Raw genomic sequence first — 14125 nt, 5'->3', positions numbered from 1 at the left:
GCAGGGCGAGGGCCGCGGCTGTCCACAATCGTCATCAGCGTATGGATTTGTCGTTCGTACTCGAACGACAGATCCATACGTACTGGCCGGTAGCCCGGGCTGGACGATGAGACCCGGTCGATCGGCGGACGACCGATCACCCCGGCGCGGGCCGATCGCTGCTGCTACGGCGATCTGAGCGCCCCTGCGACTCAGCCGCCCAGGAACCGGCCGAACGCCTTGGCCATGCTGGAGTGCCTGCCGGTCCGGGACTCGCGGCGATCGGCGACGTCCATCACGCGCAATCCGGCGTTGACCCCGAGGTAGCGCAACGGTTCCGGCTCCCACTTGCGGGACCGGTGCCCGACCCACGGCAGTCCCGTCAGCTCGGAGCCGGACGAGGTGATCAGATCGGCCAGGGTCCGCCCGGCCAGGTTGGAGGTGGACACGCCGTCCCCGACGTAGCCGCCGGCCCAGGCGAACCCGGTGTCCGGGTCGAGCCCGACCCCGGCGTGCCAGTCACGTGGCACCCCGAGCGGGCCGCCCCAGGAGTGCGTGAACTTCACTCCGGCCAGAGCCGGGAACATGTCGATCAGGTTGTGCCGCAGGGAGTCGAAGACCTCCGGCTCGCGATCGAAGCCCGGCGAGGTGACCGATCCGAAGTGATAGGGGGCGCCACGACCACCGAACACGATCCGCCCGTCGGCGGTGCGCTGGCCGTAGCAGATCATGTGCCGGTGGTCGGCGAACGTCGGCCGTGCGGCCAGGCCGACGGCGGCGAGCGTGGCCTCGTCCAGCGGCTCGGTGGCCACGATCAGCGAGTAGATCGGGGCCAGTTCGCGGCGGGCCCCGGGTAGGGCCGAGGTGTAACCCTCGGTCGCCCGCACCACCACGTCGGCGGTGACCGTGCCGTGGTCGGTGACGACCCGGTGCGGCCGGATCTCGGTGACGGCGCTCCCCTCGTACAGTTCGGCGCCGCGGGCGACGACGAGGTCGGCCAGCGACCGGACGAGTGCGCCGGGATCGATAGTGGCGCAGTGCGGGGTGAACGTCGCGCCGAGAATGCTGTCGGCGGAGGCGATCTCGGTGGCCTCGGCGCTGCTCAACAGGCGGAGATCGTCATCGGTGTCGCCCCACGAGTGGGCGTTCTCCACCTCGGCGACCGCCCGCTCCAGTTGGACCCGGGACCGGGCGAAGGCGATGGTGCCGCCGCGGGCCCAGCCGCAGTCGATCCGTTCGTCCGCGATCACCGCACCCACCTCGTCGACGCCGGCTCGCATCGCTGCCTTCATGGCCAGCGCCGATGCGCGGCCGTGCCGGCGGGCGATCTTGTCCCAGGACGCCGGGAACAGGTCCGAACACCAGCCGCCGTTCCGGCCGGACGCCCCGAACCCCGCGATCTCCTTCTCCAGCAACACGATCCGCAGCGTCGGGTCGGCCCGCTGCAGGTAGTACGCGGTCCACAGCCCGGTGAAACCGGCTCCGACGATCGCCACGTCCGCGGTGAGATCGTGATCGAGAGCCGGACGCGGGATCAGGGGATCGGCCACCCGGTCCAGCCAGAGGCTGAGCCCGCGGTAGCCGGTGGAGGTCGACCGATCCGCCGTCATCCCCGCCTCCGGCGTGGATCAACTTCGCAGACATGGACGAAGTTGCTCGGTTCCGTCACTCTGGTCCCATTCCGACGAAGTTGATCCATGCCTGCGAAGTTGATCCACGCCTATGAAGTTGATCCACGCCGAACGGGAGGTGGTCCGGTCGGGTGAAGGACACGACCCGGCCTGCCCGGGGCTGGGTCAGATCCGGTTCCACGCCTCCGTGAGAACGATACGGAGCTTCTGCTCGATCTCGTCGAACACATCCTGGCCGGCGATCAGCGGGGGCGCGACCTGGACGACCGGGTCGCCGCGGTCGTCGGCCCGGCAGTACAGGCCGTTCTCGAACAACGCGCCGGACACATAGCCCCGCAACACCCGCTCCGACTCGTCCGCGTTGAAGGTCTCCTTGGTCTTGAAGTCCTTGACCAACTCGATCCCGTAGAAGTAGCCGTCGCCGCGGACGTCGCCGACGATCGGCAGGTCGTACAGCTTCTCCAGTGTCGTCCGGAAGGCGTTCTCGTTGCGCAGCACGTTCCCGAGCAGGTCCTCCCGTTCGAACAGGTCCAGGTTGGCCAGCGCCACCGCGCACGACACCGGATGGCCGCCGAAGGTGTAGCCGTGGGCGAAGGTGACGCCCGGCTTGCTGAACGGTTCGTAGATTCGGTCGGAGATGATGGCGCAGCCGAGCGGCGAGTAGCCGGACGTCAGACCCTTTGCGGTGGTGATGATGTCGGGCTGGTAGCCGAACTTCTCGCAGCCGAACATGGTGCCGAGGCGACCGTAGGCGCAGATGACCTCGTCGGAGATGAGCAGCACGTCGTGCTCGTCGCAGATCTGCCGGACCCGCTCGAAGTAGCCGGGCGGCGGCGGGAAACAGCCGCCGGCATTCTGGACCGGCTCGAGGAAGACGGCGGCCACACTGCTCGGACCCTCGGCCAGGATGGCTTCCTCGATGCGGTTGGCCGCCCACAGCCCGAACGCCTTCTCGTCGTCGGCGACGAATTCCGGCGCGCGGTAGAAGTTGGTGTTCGGGACCCGGACGGTTCCGGGCACCAGCGGCTCGAACGCCTCCTTGAACGGCGGGACGCCGGTGATCGACAGCGCCCCCTGCGTGGTGCCGTGATAGGCGATGGCCCGCGAGATCACCTTGTGCTTGGCCGGTTTCCCGATCAGCTTGAAGTACTGCTTGGCGACCTTCCAGGCCGTCTCGACCGATTCGCCGCCGCCGGAGGAGAAGAACACCTTGTTCAGATCACCCGGGGCCAGCGCGGCGAGGCGGTCGGCCAGTTCGATGGCCGTCGGGTGGGCGTAGGACCAGATCGGGAAGAAGGCCAGCTTCTTGGCCTGCTCGTACGCGGCCTTGGCCAGTTCCTCGCGGCCGTGGCCGACCTGGACGGTGAACAGCCCGGACAGGGCGTCCAGGTACTTGCGGCCGTTGGTGTCGAAGATGTAGCTGCCCTCACCGCGTTCGATGGTCGGAACCGGTGCATTGTCGTAGCTCCCCATCCGGGTGAAGTGCATCCAGAGATGGTCGGTGGCCTTGCTGGTGCTCATCGTGTTCCCCACGTCATAGGTCTGTTCGGAAAGTGTCTGGGGGCAGTCGGTTCCGGCGTCAGCGGGTGCCCCAGGTGTAGGTCTGTTTCGAGAGCTTGAGGTACATGAAGCTCTCCGTCGAGCGGACGCCGTCGATGGTGCGGATGCGTTGGTTCAAAAGGCTCAGGAGGTGGTCGTCGTCCTCGCAGACCACCTCGGCCAGGATGTCGAACGAACCGGCGGTGATGACGACGTAGTCCACCTCGTCCATGGCGGTCAGGGCGGCGACCACGGGTTCGAGGTTGCCCTCGGCCTTGATGCCGATCATGGCCTGGCGGGAGAACCCCACCTGCAGCGGATCGGTGACGGCGACGATCTGGACGACGCCGGACCCGATCAGCCGCGACACCCGTTGTCTTACCGCTGCCTCCGACAGGCCGACCGCCGCGGCGATGGTGGCGTACGGGCGCCGGCCGTCCTGCTGCAACTGTTCGATGATCGCCTTGGACACATCGTCCAGTGGGATCGGCGCGCGATTGCGGACGGCAACCGACGGGTCACCGTCGACTCCGGAGGCGCCGTTGGATCTGGACATATCCATGATGATGGCCGGGTCGGACGCCAGAACGCAAGCGAATCCGTCGAGGAAATCAGATGGCAACACGGAAACCCTTGCGCAGGGGGCCAAGAACTGCGATAACCGTAACGTCCCTTCGAACAGCTGGGAGTGCGCATGACGACCACAGCGCCGGTGCACGTGGCCGGCTTCCATTCCGACGCACGTGATCGCGGTCGTCGGGGGTGCGGACCGACCCGGGCCACCGGTGGGGCCCGATCCCCGGGCATACCGGTCTTGTTGCCGGGACGGAAACAACCGGCGTTTTCCTTGCCCTTACCGATCCTCGATGTCAGGATCGCTGGGTCTGCGGCGCGGCCGCTTGTGTCCTTCCCGTCCAAGCAGTTCGCAGGAGGTTGCTGGTGCCAGGCCGTACACCGCCCGGTCGGGGCGCCCCGCACCTGGTCAATCCGCTGACCGGCCAAGGAGTCGGACGCACCCGTCCGCTGCCGCGCCGGGCCTTCCTCCGGGGCGCCGGCATGGCCTCGGCGACCGCGTTCCTGGCCTCCTGCGGCATCTCCGCGCGATCCGGCGGGCCGACCACCGTCGCCGACCGCACCGACAGCGACCGGAAGCTCAACTGGTCGAACTGGCAGGCGTACATCGACGTCGACGACAACGACCCGAACAAGCACCCGACCCTCGACGAGTTCCAGAAGGCGACCGGCATCAAGGTCACCTACACCGAGGACGTCAACGACAACAACGACTACTTCGCCAAGATCCAGCCCCAGCTGGCCAACGGCGACGCGATCTCGGCGGACACCTTCTGCGTCACCGACTGGATGGCCGACAAGATCATCCGGCTCGGTTATGCCCTCCCGCTCGATCACGCCAACATCCCGAACCTGAAGAACCTCGACCCGCAACTGCTGAACGTCGACTACGACCCGGGCCGCAAGTATTCGGTGACCTGGCAGTCGGGCCTGACCGGCATCGCCACCAACCCGAAATCGTCCGGCGGCAAGGCCATCGAGACCATGGACCAGTTGCTCACCGACCGGTCCCTCCACGGCAAGGTCACCCTGCTCACCGAGATGCGGGACACCATCGGTCTGGTCCTGCTCGACCTCGGCTACGACCCGCAGGACTTCACCGAGGAGCAGTTCCTCAAGGCCAACGCCAAGGTCGAGGCGGCGGTGAACTCGGGTCAGGTCCGCAGTTTCACCGGCAACGAATACACCCAGGGGCTGGCCAGCGGTGACATCGCCGCCTGCGTGGCCTGGAGCGGTGACGTCGTCCAGCTACAGGCGAAGGACGCCTCGCTGCAGTACGTCCTCCCCGAAGCCGGGGCTATGCGGTGGAGCGACAACTTCGTCGTGCCGATCCGGACGCCGCACAAGAAGGGCGTCGAGGAACTGATCAACTTCTACCTGAAGCCGGACGTCTCGGCCACGGTGGAGGAGTACGTCAACTACATCTGCCCCGTTCCCTCGGCCAAGGCGGTCGTGGCCGCCGATCCGGACAAGGACGTCGCGGCGCTGGCCGCCAACGAGTTGATCTTCCCGACGGCCAAGACCACCGGGAAGCTGCACGGCTTCATGTCGTTGGACGAGGACCTGTCCACCCGCTACGGCGACTACTTCAACAAACTGACAGGGGCGTGAGAGACATGGCCGACAAGTCCAGTGGCGGTAGCCTGGCGATCCGGGGCCTGGTGAAGTCCTACGGAGCGTTCACCGCCGTCGACGACATCGATCTGGATGTGCCCGAGGGTTCGTTCTTCGCCCTGCTCGGGCCGTCCGGGTGCGGCAAGACCACCACCCTGCGGATGGTCGCCGGGCTGGAGGATCCGACCAGCGGCCAGATCACCATCGGCGACACCGACGTGTCCCGGCTCCGTCCCTACCAGCGTCCGGTCAACACGGTGTTCCAGAACTACGCGCTGTTCCCGCACATGACGATCTTCGAGAACGTCGCGTTCGGCCTGCGTCGCAAGGGCGACACCGACGTGCGCACCAAGGTGATGGAGATGCTCGAGCTCGTCGAGCTGTCACATCTGGCCCAGCGCAAGCCGACCCAGCTCTCCGGCGGTCAGCAGCAGCGCATCGCCGTCGTGCGGGCCCTGGTCAACCGGCCCAAGGTGCTGCTGCTGGACGAGCCGCTGGGCGCGCTGGATCTCAAACTGCGCCGACAGTTGCAGTTGGAGCTCAAGCGCATCCAGGCCGACGTCGGCATCACCTTCGTCCACGTCACCCACGACCAGGAGGAGGCCATGACGATGGCCGACACCATCGCGGTGATGAACAAGGGCAAGGTCGAACAACTCGGCAGCCCGGTCGATCTCTACGAGAACCCGCGCAGCCCGTTCGTCGCCGGATTCCTGGGGCAGACGAACCTGTTGTCGGCCCGGGTGTCCGGCACCTCCGGCGGCGTCCTCACGGCCGACTTCCACGGCGTGTCCCTGCACATGCCGGTCACGCGGATGGCCGCTCAAGGGCCGGCGGTGGAGGTCGGGGTCCGGCCCGAGAAGATCCAGCTGGCCGACGTCGGGCAGGCACCGATCGGCTACAACGTCATCGACGGAACCATCATCGACGCCTCGTTCATCGGCGTCTCGACGCAGTACCTGGTCCGGTCGGCGCTGGACGCGGAGGAGGAGCTGACCGTCTTCTCGCAGAACAGCGCGATCTCACTGCGCCAGGTCGGCGAGAAGGTCAGCGCCTACTGGCATCCGGACCACACCTTCGGACTGCACGAGGGTGCGTGGCAGGAGGCCGAAGCGGCCGAGGTGGCCTCGTGAGTGTCGCCGCCGCGGCCGGCGTGGCCGAGACCGGTCCCGGCGGTGTCGGCCCGGTGCCGGCCCCGGGTGGTGAGAAGAAGAAGCTGACGCCGTTCTTCCTGTTGCTCCCGGCCGCGCTGGCCATGATCGTCTTCTTCCTGCTGCCGCTGCTGACCCTGGCCTCCACCTCGCTGATGACGGGGTCGCTCGAGACCGGTTTCCGGCTCACCTGGCACTTCCCGACCTACGGTGACGTGATCCGGGAGTACTGGCCGCAGTTCATCCGATCCTTCGTGTTCGCCGCATTGTCCACCTTGCTGTGCATCCTGATCGCCTACCCGCTGGCCTACACGATCGCGTTCAAGGCCGGCCGGTGGCGGAGCATCCTGCTGGTGCTGGTGATCGCACCGTTCTTCACCAGTTTCCTGATCCGGACGCTGGCCTGGAAGCAGATCCTGTCCGATAACGGAGTGGTCGTCGACTTCATGAAGTCGACGCACCTGATGAACATCACCGATGCCATCGGACTGACCCAGGGCCGTCTGCTGGCGACGCCGTTCGCGGTGATCATGGGCCTGACCTACAACTTCCTGCCGTTCATGGTGCTTCCGCTCTACACGTCGCTGGAGAAGATCGATCGCACGCTGTTCAATGCGGCCGGCGACCTGTACGCGAACTCCTGGACGACGTTCTGGAAGGTGACGTGGCCGCTGTCGCTGCCCGGTGTGGTCGGCGGCACCCTGATGACCTTCATCCCGGCCGCCGGTGACTACGTCAACGCGCAACTGCTCGGATCCACCAGTGACACCATGACCGGCAACGTCATCAACAATCAGGTCCGCAACTTCGCCTATCCGGCCTCGGCGGCGATGTCGATCGTGCTGATGGTCGCGATCGTCGTCCTGGTCGTCTTCTACGTCCGCCGCTCCGGAACCGAGGACCTGGTATGAGTGCCCCGACGCTGACGAAGTCCACCGCTCCGAGCACCCCGCCGCGACCCAAGGCGGGAATGGGGGTCGGACGGTGGATCCGGGACCGGTTGGTCGCCGTGGTCGGCATCGTCGCGCTGCTCTACATGTTCGCGCCGATCTTCGTGGTCATCGTGTTCTCGTTCAACAAGCCGGTGGGCAAGTACAACCTGGTGTGGAACCGGTTCTCCTTCGATGCCTGGACCAACCCGTGCGGGGCGAGTGGCCTGTGCGACTCCCTGGTCACCAGCCTGTGGATCGGCGTGGTGGCAACTCTGGGTGCGGTGATCATCGGGACGCTGGCCGCATTCGCGATCGGGCGGCACCGATTCCGCGGCCAGGCGACCGCGAATGTCCTGGTGTTTCTCCCGATGGCGACGCCGGAAGTGGTGGCCGGTTCGTCGCTGTTGACCTTGTTCCTGAACCTCGGTGTCCCGCTCGGCTACACGACGATCGTCATCGCGCACATCATGTTCTGTCTGTCGTTCGTGATCGTGACGGTCAAGGCCCGGCTCGCCGGAATGGACCCGCGGCTGGAACAGGCCGCCATGGATCTGTACGCCAATCCGCGACAGACGTTCTGGCGCATCACCTTTCCGTTGGTGCTGCCGGGCATCGTGTCGGCCGCGATGCTGTCCTTCTCGCTGTCGTTCGACGACTTCATCATCACCAACTTCAACTCCGGCTCTCGGGTCACCTTCCCGATGTACGTGTGGGGCGTGGCCCAGCGGGGCGTCCCGGTGCAGGTCAACGTGGTCGGCACGGCGATGATGTTGGTGGCGTTGGTCTTCGTGGTCAGCGGCCGCGTGGTCGGAAGCCGGCGGAACCGGCTCAAATGAGTTCGTCGCGCGTGCCCTGCTTCGTCGGCGGGCAATTGGTCGATGGAGGCGGGGAGCAGTTCCCCGTGCTGGATCCGGCCACCGGGCGGGTGGTCACCAGCTACCCGTTGGCCGTCGAAGCCGACGTCGACCGCGCGGTCGCGGCGGCCCGGGCGGCCTTCGGTGGCTGGTCGGCGACCACGCCCGGCGAGCGGTCGGAGCTACTGGCCGCGCTGGCGGTCGAGCTGCGGTCCAAGGCACGCGAACTGGCCGAGGTGGAGACGTCACAAACCGGGAAGCCGATCAAGCTCTCCACCGGCTTCGACGTACCCGGGACCATCGACAACACGGCCTTCTTCGGCGGCGCGGCCCGCGTCCTCGAGGGGAGCGCCGCCGGGGAGTACTCGGCCGACCACACGTCGATGATCCGGCGCGAGCCGATCGGGGTGATCGGTTCGATCGCTCCGTGGAACTACCCGCTGCAGATGGCCGGCTGGAAGATCCTGCCCGCGGTGGCGGCCGGTAACACCATCGTGCTGAAACCGGCCGAGATCACTCCGATCACGGCCCTGCTGTTCGCCGAGGCGGCCCAGGCGGCCGGGTTCCCGGACGGGGTCATCAACGTCGTCCCGGGCACCGGTTCGGACGCCGGACGCGCACTGGTCGCCCACCCGGGCGTCGACATGGTGTCGTTCACCGGTTCGACGGCGGTCGGCCGTCAGGTGATGGCGGCCTGCGCGCCGCGGGCCGCGAGGGTGCACCTGGAACTCGGCGGCAAGGCGCCGTTCGTGGTTTTCGACGACGCCGACCTGGACGCAGCGGTGCACGGTGCGGTGGCCGCCGCTCTGATCAACACCGGGCAGGACTGCACCGCCGCCACCCGGGCCTATGTTCACGAATCGTTGGTCGAGGCCTTCGTCGACGGGGTCGCCGACCTGCTCGCCGGCCTGGTGCTGGGCGATCCGATGGACCCGGCCACCGACATCGGTCCGCTGTCCAGCGCGCGGCACCGCGACAAGGTGGCCGCTATGCTGGCCGCCGCCCAGAGTTCGGGCGCGCGACTGATCGCACCCGGAAAGCCGCCGCGCCGCAATCGTTCCGGGTGGGATCCGGCCGGCGGGTTCTGGCAGCTGCCGACCCTGGTGGTCGGGGCCGACCAGCGCAGCCCCATCGTGCAGGACGAGATCTTCGGGCCGGTCCTGACCGTCATCGGGTTCCGCGGGGACGACGAGGCCCTCGCCCTGGCCAACGACTCGCCGTTCGGTCTGGCCGCTTCGGCCTGGACGACGAATGTGCGCCGGGCGCTCCGGGCCAGCGCGGAACTGCGGGCGGGCACGGTCTGGATCAACGACCACATCCCGATCTTCTCCGAGATGCCTCATGGCGGCTACGGGGCATCCGGGTTCGGCAAGGACATGAGCGTCTACTCGCTGCACGAGTACTCGCAGATCAAGCACGTCGCCATGGACCGGACCGGGGCGGCCCGCAAGGACTGGCACCGGACCATCTTCGCCTTGCCGGATTCCGGATCCCGGCTCTGATCCTGGCGAGGGCGTCTCGCTGATGACACGAGAGTGACGAACAAGCACCGTCAGTAGGAATTCTGGCCGTCGACCCGGTCACAATGGCTGTCCGGCACGCGGTCGACACACGAAATGGCGAAATTCGGCACACACAGTGACGTAGGCCACCCGTTTGAGCGTTCTTGGTCTCCCGAAGGATGATCTTCTCCCCTCAGAACAATGCCTACGATGCATCGCGGGCGCTCTCTGACGTGTCGAAACATGTTGGACGGCAAGGACTCTGAAGCATCGTGTGCATGCGATAAATCGCCGTCGGGCTTGTTCGGGTGGACTGGCGGCTCGGCGCGCACTCCGTCAGGATCTCCCTGACGGGACCGGGGGCTGTTGACCGAGGGGTCCTGACCACCTCTTATCAGGAGCGCATATGTCTCTGGGCCAGGCTTTCCCTCGAATTGCCACTGCGATAGGCCGGGGTGGTGGACGATCGACAAGGGCCCGGGCGCGCCGGGTGACGGCCACCGGTCTGACCGTGGCCATGGTGGCCGGTTCTCTGCTGCTGACCGGCACCGCCGCCTCGGCCGCGTCCGCGCCGGCCGTCGCGGAGGGTCAGTTCCTGTCGGGAATCCTCCTGGGCAACGACCTGGCCAACCTGGTATCCGTCACGCCGGCCAAGGCAACTGCCAATGCAGCGCCTCCGGCCGTTACCGTGAGCAATCCGTTGAGCGTGACCGCTCTCAACGCCGTGAATCTCGACCTCGGTAGCGGGATCAACCTGCTGGGCACCCAGGGGATCCTGACGCTCGGCGCCGTCGGGCAGTACGCCACCGCATCGTCCACCGGCAGTTCCTCCGCCGCGTCGGGTGCGGTCGACAACTCCGGAGCGGTCGGCGTGGGTGCCGGGTTCCCGGCGGCCGACGCCTCCCTGAGCCTGGACAGCCTGATCGCTGCCGTTCCGGCCCTGGGTACCGCACTATCCACCGGCACCCTGCAGGTCGGCGCGGTCAGTGCCACGGCGGCCGAGACGGCCGCCGGGGTCCAGAGCGGCACGTACAAGATCGCCTCGCTGCAGCTGCAGGTGAAGAGCCCGCTGGTCGCGGGCATCACCTCCACCCTGACCACGCAGCTCACCGCCCTCCAGCCGACGGTCGACGGGGTGACGGCGACACTGAACGGCCTCGGACTCGGACTGGTCACGGTGACCGGAATCCCGAATCTCGCCAACCTGGTCAGCACCCTGGGAACGGTCAGCGTCGACGGCGGCGGGATCGTGGCCGACCTGAACACCGGTAGCGTCACGGTCGACCTGGCCAAGTTGCTCACCTTCCAGGGCAAAGACCTGAACTCGTTGCCGCGCAACACCGATCTGCTGGCCGTCATCACCACGGCCCTCACCGCGGACCTGTTGCCGGCGATCCAGACCGCCCTGTCCGGACTGGTGAACACCCTCACCACCGCTATCAACGGAATCACCGCCACCGTCCTCGGGATCCCGATCAGTGCGAGCGTGCTCAAGGGCGTCCTCGACCCGATCATCGCCCAGGTCGTTGCCCCGGTGAACACGCTCTCCGCCGGGCTCGGGACGAGCGTCATCACGCCTCTGGCCGATGCCCTGAGTGGGCTGCTGGCGATCACCGCGAACGAGCAGCCGGTGGCGCCCAACTCCGGGGCCACCTTCACCCAGACCGCTCTTCGGGTCGGTCTGGTGCCGACCGGTCACACCGCGCAGATCGACCTGGCGTCGGCCAGCGTCGGCCCGAACGCCGGACCGTCCGACCCGCCCACCGCCGCCACTCTCTCGCCGTCGAGCGGGCCCTCCGCCGGTGGTACGACCGTGACCGTCACCGGCACCGGGTTCGTGCCCGGCGCCACCACGGTCAACGTGGATGGGGTCAACCAGCCGGCCACCGCCACCAGCACGACCAGCCTGACGTTCGTCACCCCGGCCCACGCGGCCGGCCCGGTCGACGTGACGGTGCAGACCGCGGGCGGCACCAGCGCGCCGCAGACCTACAACTTCTACGACGTGCCGACCGGCGCGTCGTTGAGCCCGAACCGCGGCCCGGCCGCCGGTGGCACGGTCGTCACCATCACGGGCACGGGCTTCGTCCCCGGCGCCACCACGGTTGAGATCGGCGGAATCACCATTCCGGCCGGGCAGGTCACGGTCACCGACGGCGGCACCAAGGCCACCTTCACCACGCCGGCGCACGCCCCGGGCACCGTCGACGTGGTCGCCACCACCGCCGGCGGCACCAGCACGCCGGCCCTGCCGTTCACCTTCGATGCGCTGGCTGCGACCGGCATCTCGCCGGATCACGGACCCACGACGGGCAACACCACGGTGACCGTCACCGGCACCGGGTTCGTCCCGGGCAAGACGTCCATCACCATCGGCGGGACGGTCGTCCCGGCGTCCCAGGTGACGGTCGACCCGACGGGCACCACGGCCGTCTTCGCCACTCCCGCCCACGCCGCCGGCGGCGTGCTGGTCACGGCGACCACCCCGTCCGGAACGACGAAGCCGCTCGGCTACCTGTACGGGGCGAGCACTCTGCCGGTCACCTCCTGCGTCTTGACCGGTGTGAACCCGAAGACGGGCCTGAACGCCGCCACGGTCTCGGTGCTGGCCAACATCGGGATCGACACCAGCCTGGTGCCGTCGACCTTCACGATCACCGGAACCGGGATCAACCCGGCGTCATCGACGTCGGTCGTGCCGTTGCTGGGAGGCTTCTTGGATGCCTCGATCAGCGTGCCGGTGGCCGCCGGGACGACCAGCGTGAGCTACCAGGTGGCTCCGGTCGCTTCAGGCGCCTACACAACGGTCACGGGTGGCCCGATTCCTTGCACGACGATCACTCCCGTTGAGCAGGCGGCCGGCGCCTATCACCCGCTCGCGCCCTACCGGGTGCTCGACACCAGGTCCGGAACGGGGGCCGTCAAGCACACCCTGGCTCCCGGGGCCACGATGAAGGTGCAGGTCCGGAACATCGGCGGTGTTCCCGCCCTCGGCCAGCCGGTGGGCAAGGGTGTGGCCACCGTGATGCTGAACGTCACGACGACGAACTCGGCCAGCGTGGGCTACCTGACCGTCTTCCCGGGGCCGAGTCGGCCGATCGCCTCGAGTGTGAACTTCGCGGCGAAGTCGACCGTGGCCAACCTGGTCGCGGCGGCGGTGGCCTCCGACGGCACCGTCTCGATCTACAACGGTTCGGTTGGCGCGACCGATGTGGTGGCCGACATCCAGGGCTACTTCTCCGACGGGCCGACGGTCGCGCCGGGATCGTTCGTGTCGCTCAGCCCGTCCCGCCTGCTCGACACCGCGAATGGAACCGGCGCGCCGCAGGGGACGGTGAAGCCGTACGGGACCATCAAGTTGAAGGTCACCGGTGTCGGCGGAGTGCCGACCACCAACGTCGCCGCCGTCACGTTGAACATGACGGTCGACGGGCCGACGCGCCCCGGCTACATCACCGCCTATCGGTCCAACCCGAGGCCGTTCGTGTCCAGCCTGAACTTCTACAAGGGTCAGACGGACGCCAATCTGGTCATCGCCCCGGTGGCGGCCGATGGAACCGTGTCGCTCTACAACGGTTCGCCGGGCACGGTGCGCCTCGTGGCCGACGTTGCCGGGTACTTCCGTGGCGGAATCGCCGTGCTGGACGGTGAATTCGTGCCGGTCGAGCCGAACCGGCTGCTGGACACCCGGGTCGGGAACAACGTCAACGGAAAGGTCGGAGCCAAGTCGTCGATCAGCCCGACCGTGCTCGGACGGACCGGCATCCCGGCGACCGGTGTGTCGGCCGTGGTCGCCAACCTGACGGTCACCAATGCCGAAGGTCCCGGGTTCATCACCGCCTTCCCGCAGGGCACCGTGCCGTTGGCCTCGAACCTGAACTTCGTGGCCCGCCAGGATCGCCCCAACGCGATGTTCCCGCGGATCGGCGGTGACGGAAAGGTACGCCTCTACAACGGGGCCGCCTCCACCTCGGTTGATCTGGTGACCGATGTGTCCGGTTACTTCATCAACAACCCGGTGAACTGACCGGCCCAGTAGCAGTTCGCTGACGACGACCTCCCATCCCCGGTGTCACGGGGGTGGGAGGCCGTTTGCGTCTCGCGTGAGGAGTCCCTCGTGGCGCCGGTCCGGGTGGAGGCGGCCCGATACGATGCGGGTTGCCGCGCCCCGCCCGGGGCCGGTTCGACAAAACGAAGGAAGACCATGATCCGCACGCCCATGCAGGTGCCCGACCCCGTCCTCGACCCCCGTGGCGCATCGTTGACCGCGTCCATCTGGGACAGCAAGACCGGGACCGTCATCGAGACCTCCCGGAAGCTCCCCCACGCCGCGAAGCAGGGGTGACCGGC

General features: G+C 67.7%; 10 protein-coding genes. 7 read left to right on the top strand and 3 right to left on the bottom strand.

What is annotated here, in order from left to right; genetic code table 11:
- Positions 1 to 191 precede the first annotated feature (191 nt).
- From BLS97_RS05700 to BLS97_RS05690, 3 genes are all read right to left on the bottom strand, one after another.
- Positions 192 to 1589, bottom strand: coding sequence for an NAD(P)/FAD-dependent oxidoreductase (locus BLS97_RS05700; RefSeq protein WP_090475007.1), 1398 nt, complete (start codon positions 1587 to 1589; stop codon positions 192 to 194).
- A 186-nt stretch (positions 1590 to 1775) separates the two neighbouring features.
- The gene (locus BLS97_RS05695; protein WP_090481440.1) at positions 1776 to 3131 is read right to left on the bottom strand and encodes an aspartate aminotransferase family protein; all 1356 of its coding nucleotides are present in this window, start codon (positions 3129 to 3131) and stop codon (positions 1776 to 1778) included.
- A gap of 58 nt (positions 3132 to 3189) precedes the next feature.
- Positions 3190 to 3705 carry an Lrp/AsnC family transcriptional regulator gene (locus BLS97_RS05690; protein ID WP_090475005.1) on the bottom strand — a complete coding sequence of 172 codons (516 nt, stop codon included), beginning with the start codon at positions 3703 to 3705 and terminating at the stop codon, positions 3190 to 3192.
- Between the two features lie 383 nt (positions 3706 to 4088).
- On the opposite strand from BLS97_RS05690, the gene BLS97_RS05685 reads away from it, so the two are divergent.
- The 7 genes from BLS97_RS05685 (at position 4089) to BLS97_RS22690 (ending at position 14120) form a co-directional block, all read left to right on the top strand.
- Complete coding sequence (locus tag BLS97_RS05685; RefSeq protein ID WP_157695213.1) at positions 4089 to 5333, top strand: ABC transporter substrate-binding protein; 1245 nt, start codon at positions 4089 to 4091, stop codon at positions 5331 to 5333.
- A gap of 5 nt (positions 5334 to 5338) precedes the next feature.
- The gene (locus BLS97_RS05680; RefSeq protein ID WP_090475002.1) at positions 5339 to 6469 is read left to right on the top strand and encodes an ABC transporter ATP-binding protein; all 1131 of its coding nucleotides are present in this window, start codon (positions 5339 to 5341) and stop codon (positions 6467 to 6469) included.
- Complete coding sequence (locus tag BLS97_RS05675) at positions 6466 to 7398, top strand: ABC transporter permease (protein ID WP_231988377.1); 933 nt, start codon at positions 6466 to 6468, stop codon at positions 7396 to 7398. The genes BLS97_RS05680 and BLS97_RS05675 overlap by 4 nt, the downstream gene beginning before the upstream one ends.
- Before the next feature lie 59 nt (positions 7399 to 7457).
- On the top strand, positions 7458 to 8255 hold the full coding sequence (locus tag BLS97_RS05670; RefSeq protein WP_090475000.1) for an ABC transporter permease: 798 nt from the start codon (positions 7458 to 7460) through the stop codon (positions 8253 to 8255).
- On the top strand, positions 8252 to 9775 hold the full coding sequence (locus tag BLS97_RS05665) for an aminobutyraldehyde dehydrogenase (protein ID WP_090474999.1): 1524 nt from the start codon (positions 8252 to 8254) through the stop codon (positions 9773 to 9775). Before BLS97_RS05670 ends, BLS97_RS05665 begins: the two co-directional genes overlap by 4 nt.
- A 490-nt stretch (positions 9776 to 10265) precedes the next feature.
- Complete coding sequence (locus tag BLS97_RS05660) at positions 10266 to 13802, top strand: choice-of-anchor G family protein (protein ID WP_172832223.1); 3537 nt, start codon at positions 10266 to 10268, stop codon at positions 13800 to 13802.
- Between the two features lie 177 nt (positions 13803 to 13979).
- Positions 13980 to 14120 (top strand): hypothetical protein, encoded by a 141-nt coding sequence (locus BLS97_RS22690; protein WP_157695212.1) that lies wholly within the window; start codon positions 13980 to 13982, stop codon positions 14118 to 14120.
- Positions 14121 to 14125 lie beyond the last annotated feature (5 nt).

Origin of the sequence: Nakamurella panacisegetis (genome assembly GCF_900104535.1) — a bacterium.
GTDB classification, from domain to species: domain Bacteria; phylum Actinomycetota; class Actinomycetes; order Mycobacteriales; family Nakamurellaceae; genus Nakamurella; species Nakamurella panacisegetis.
This window is presented reverse-complemented; position numbering and strand designations above follow the sequence as displayed.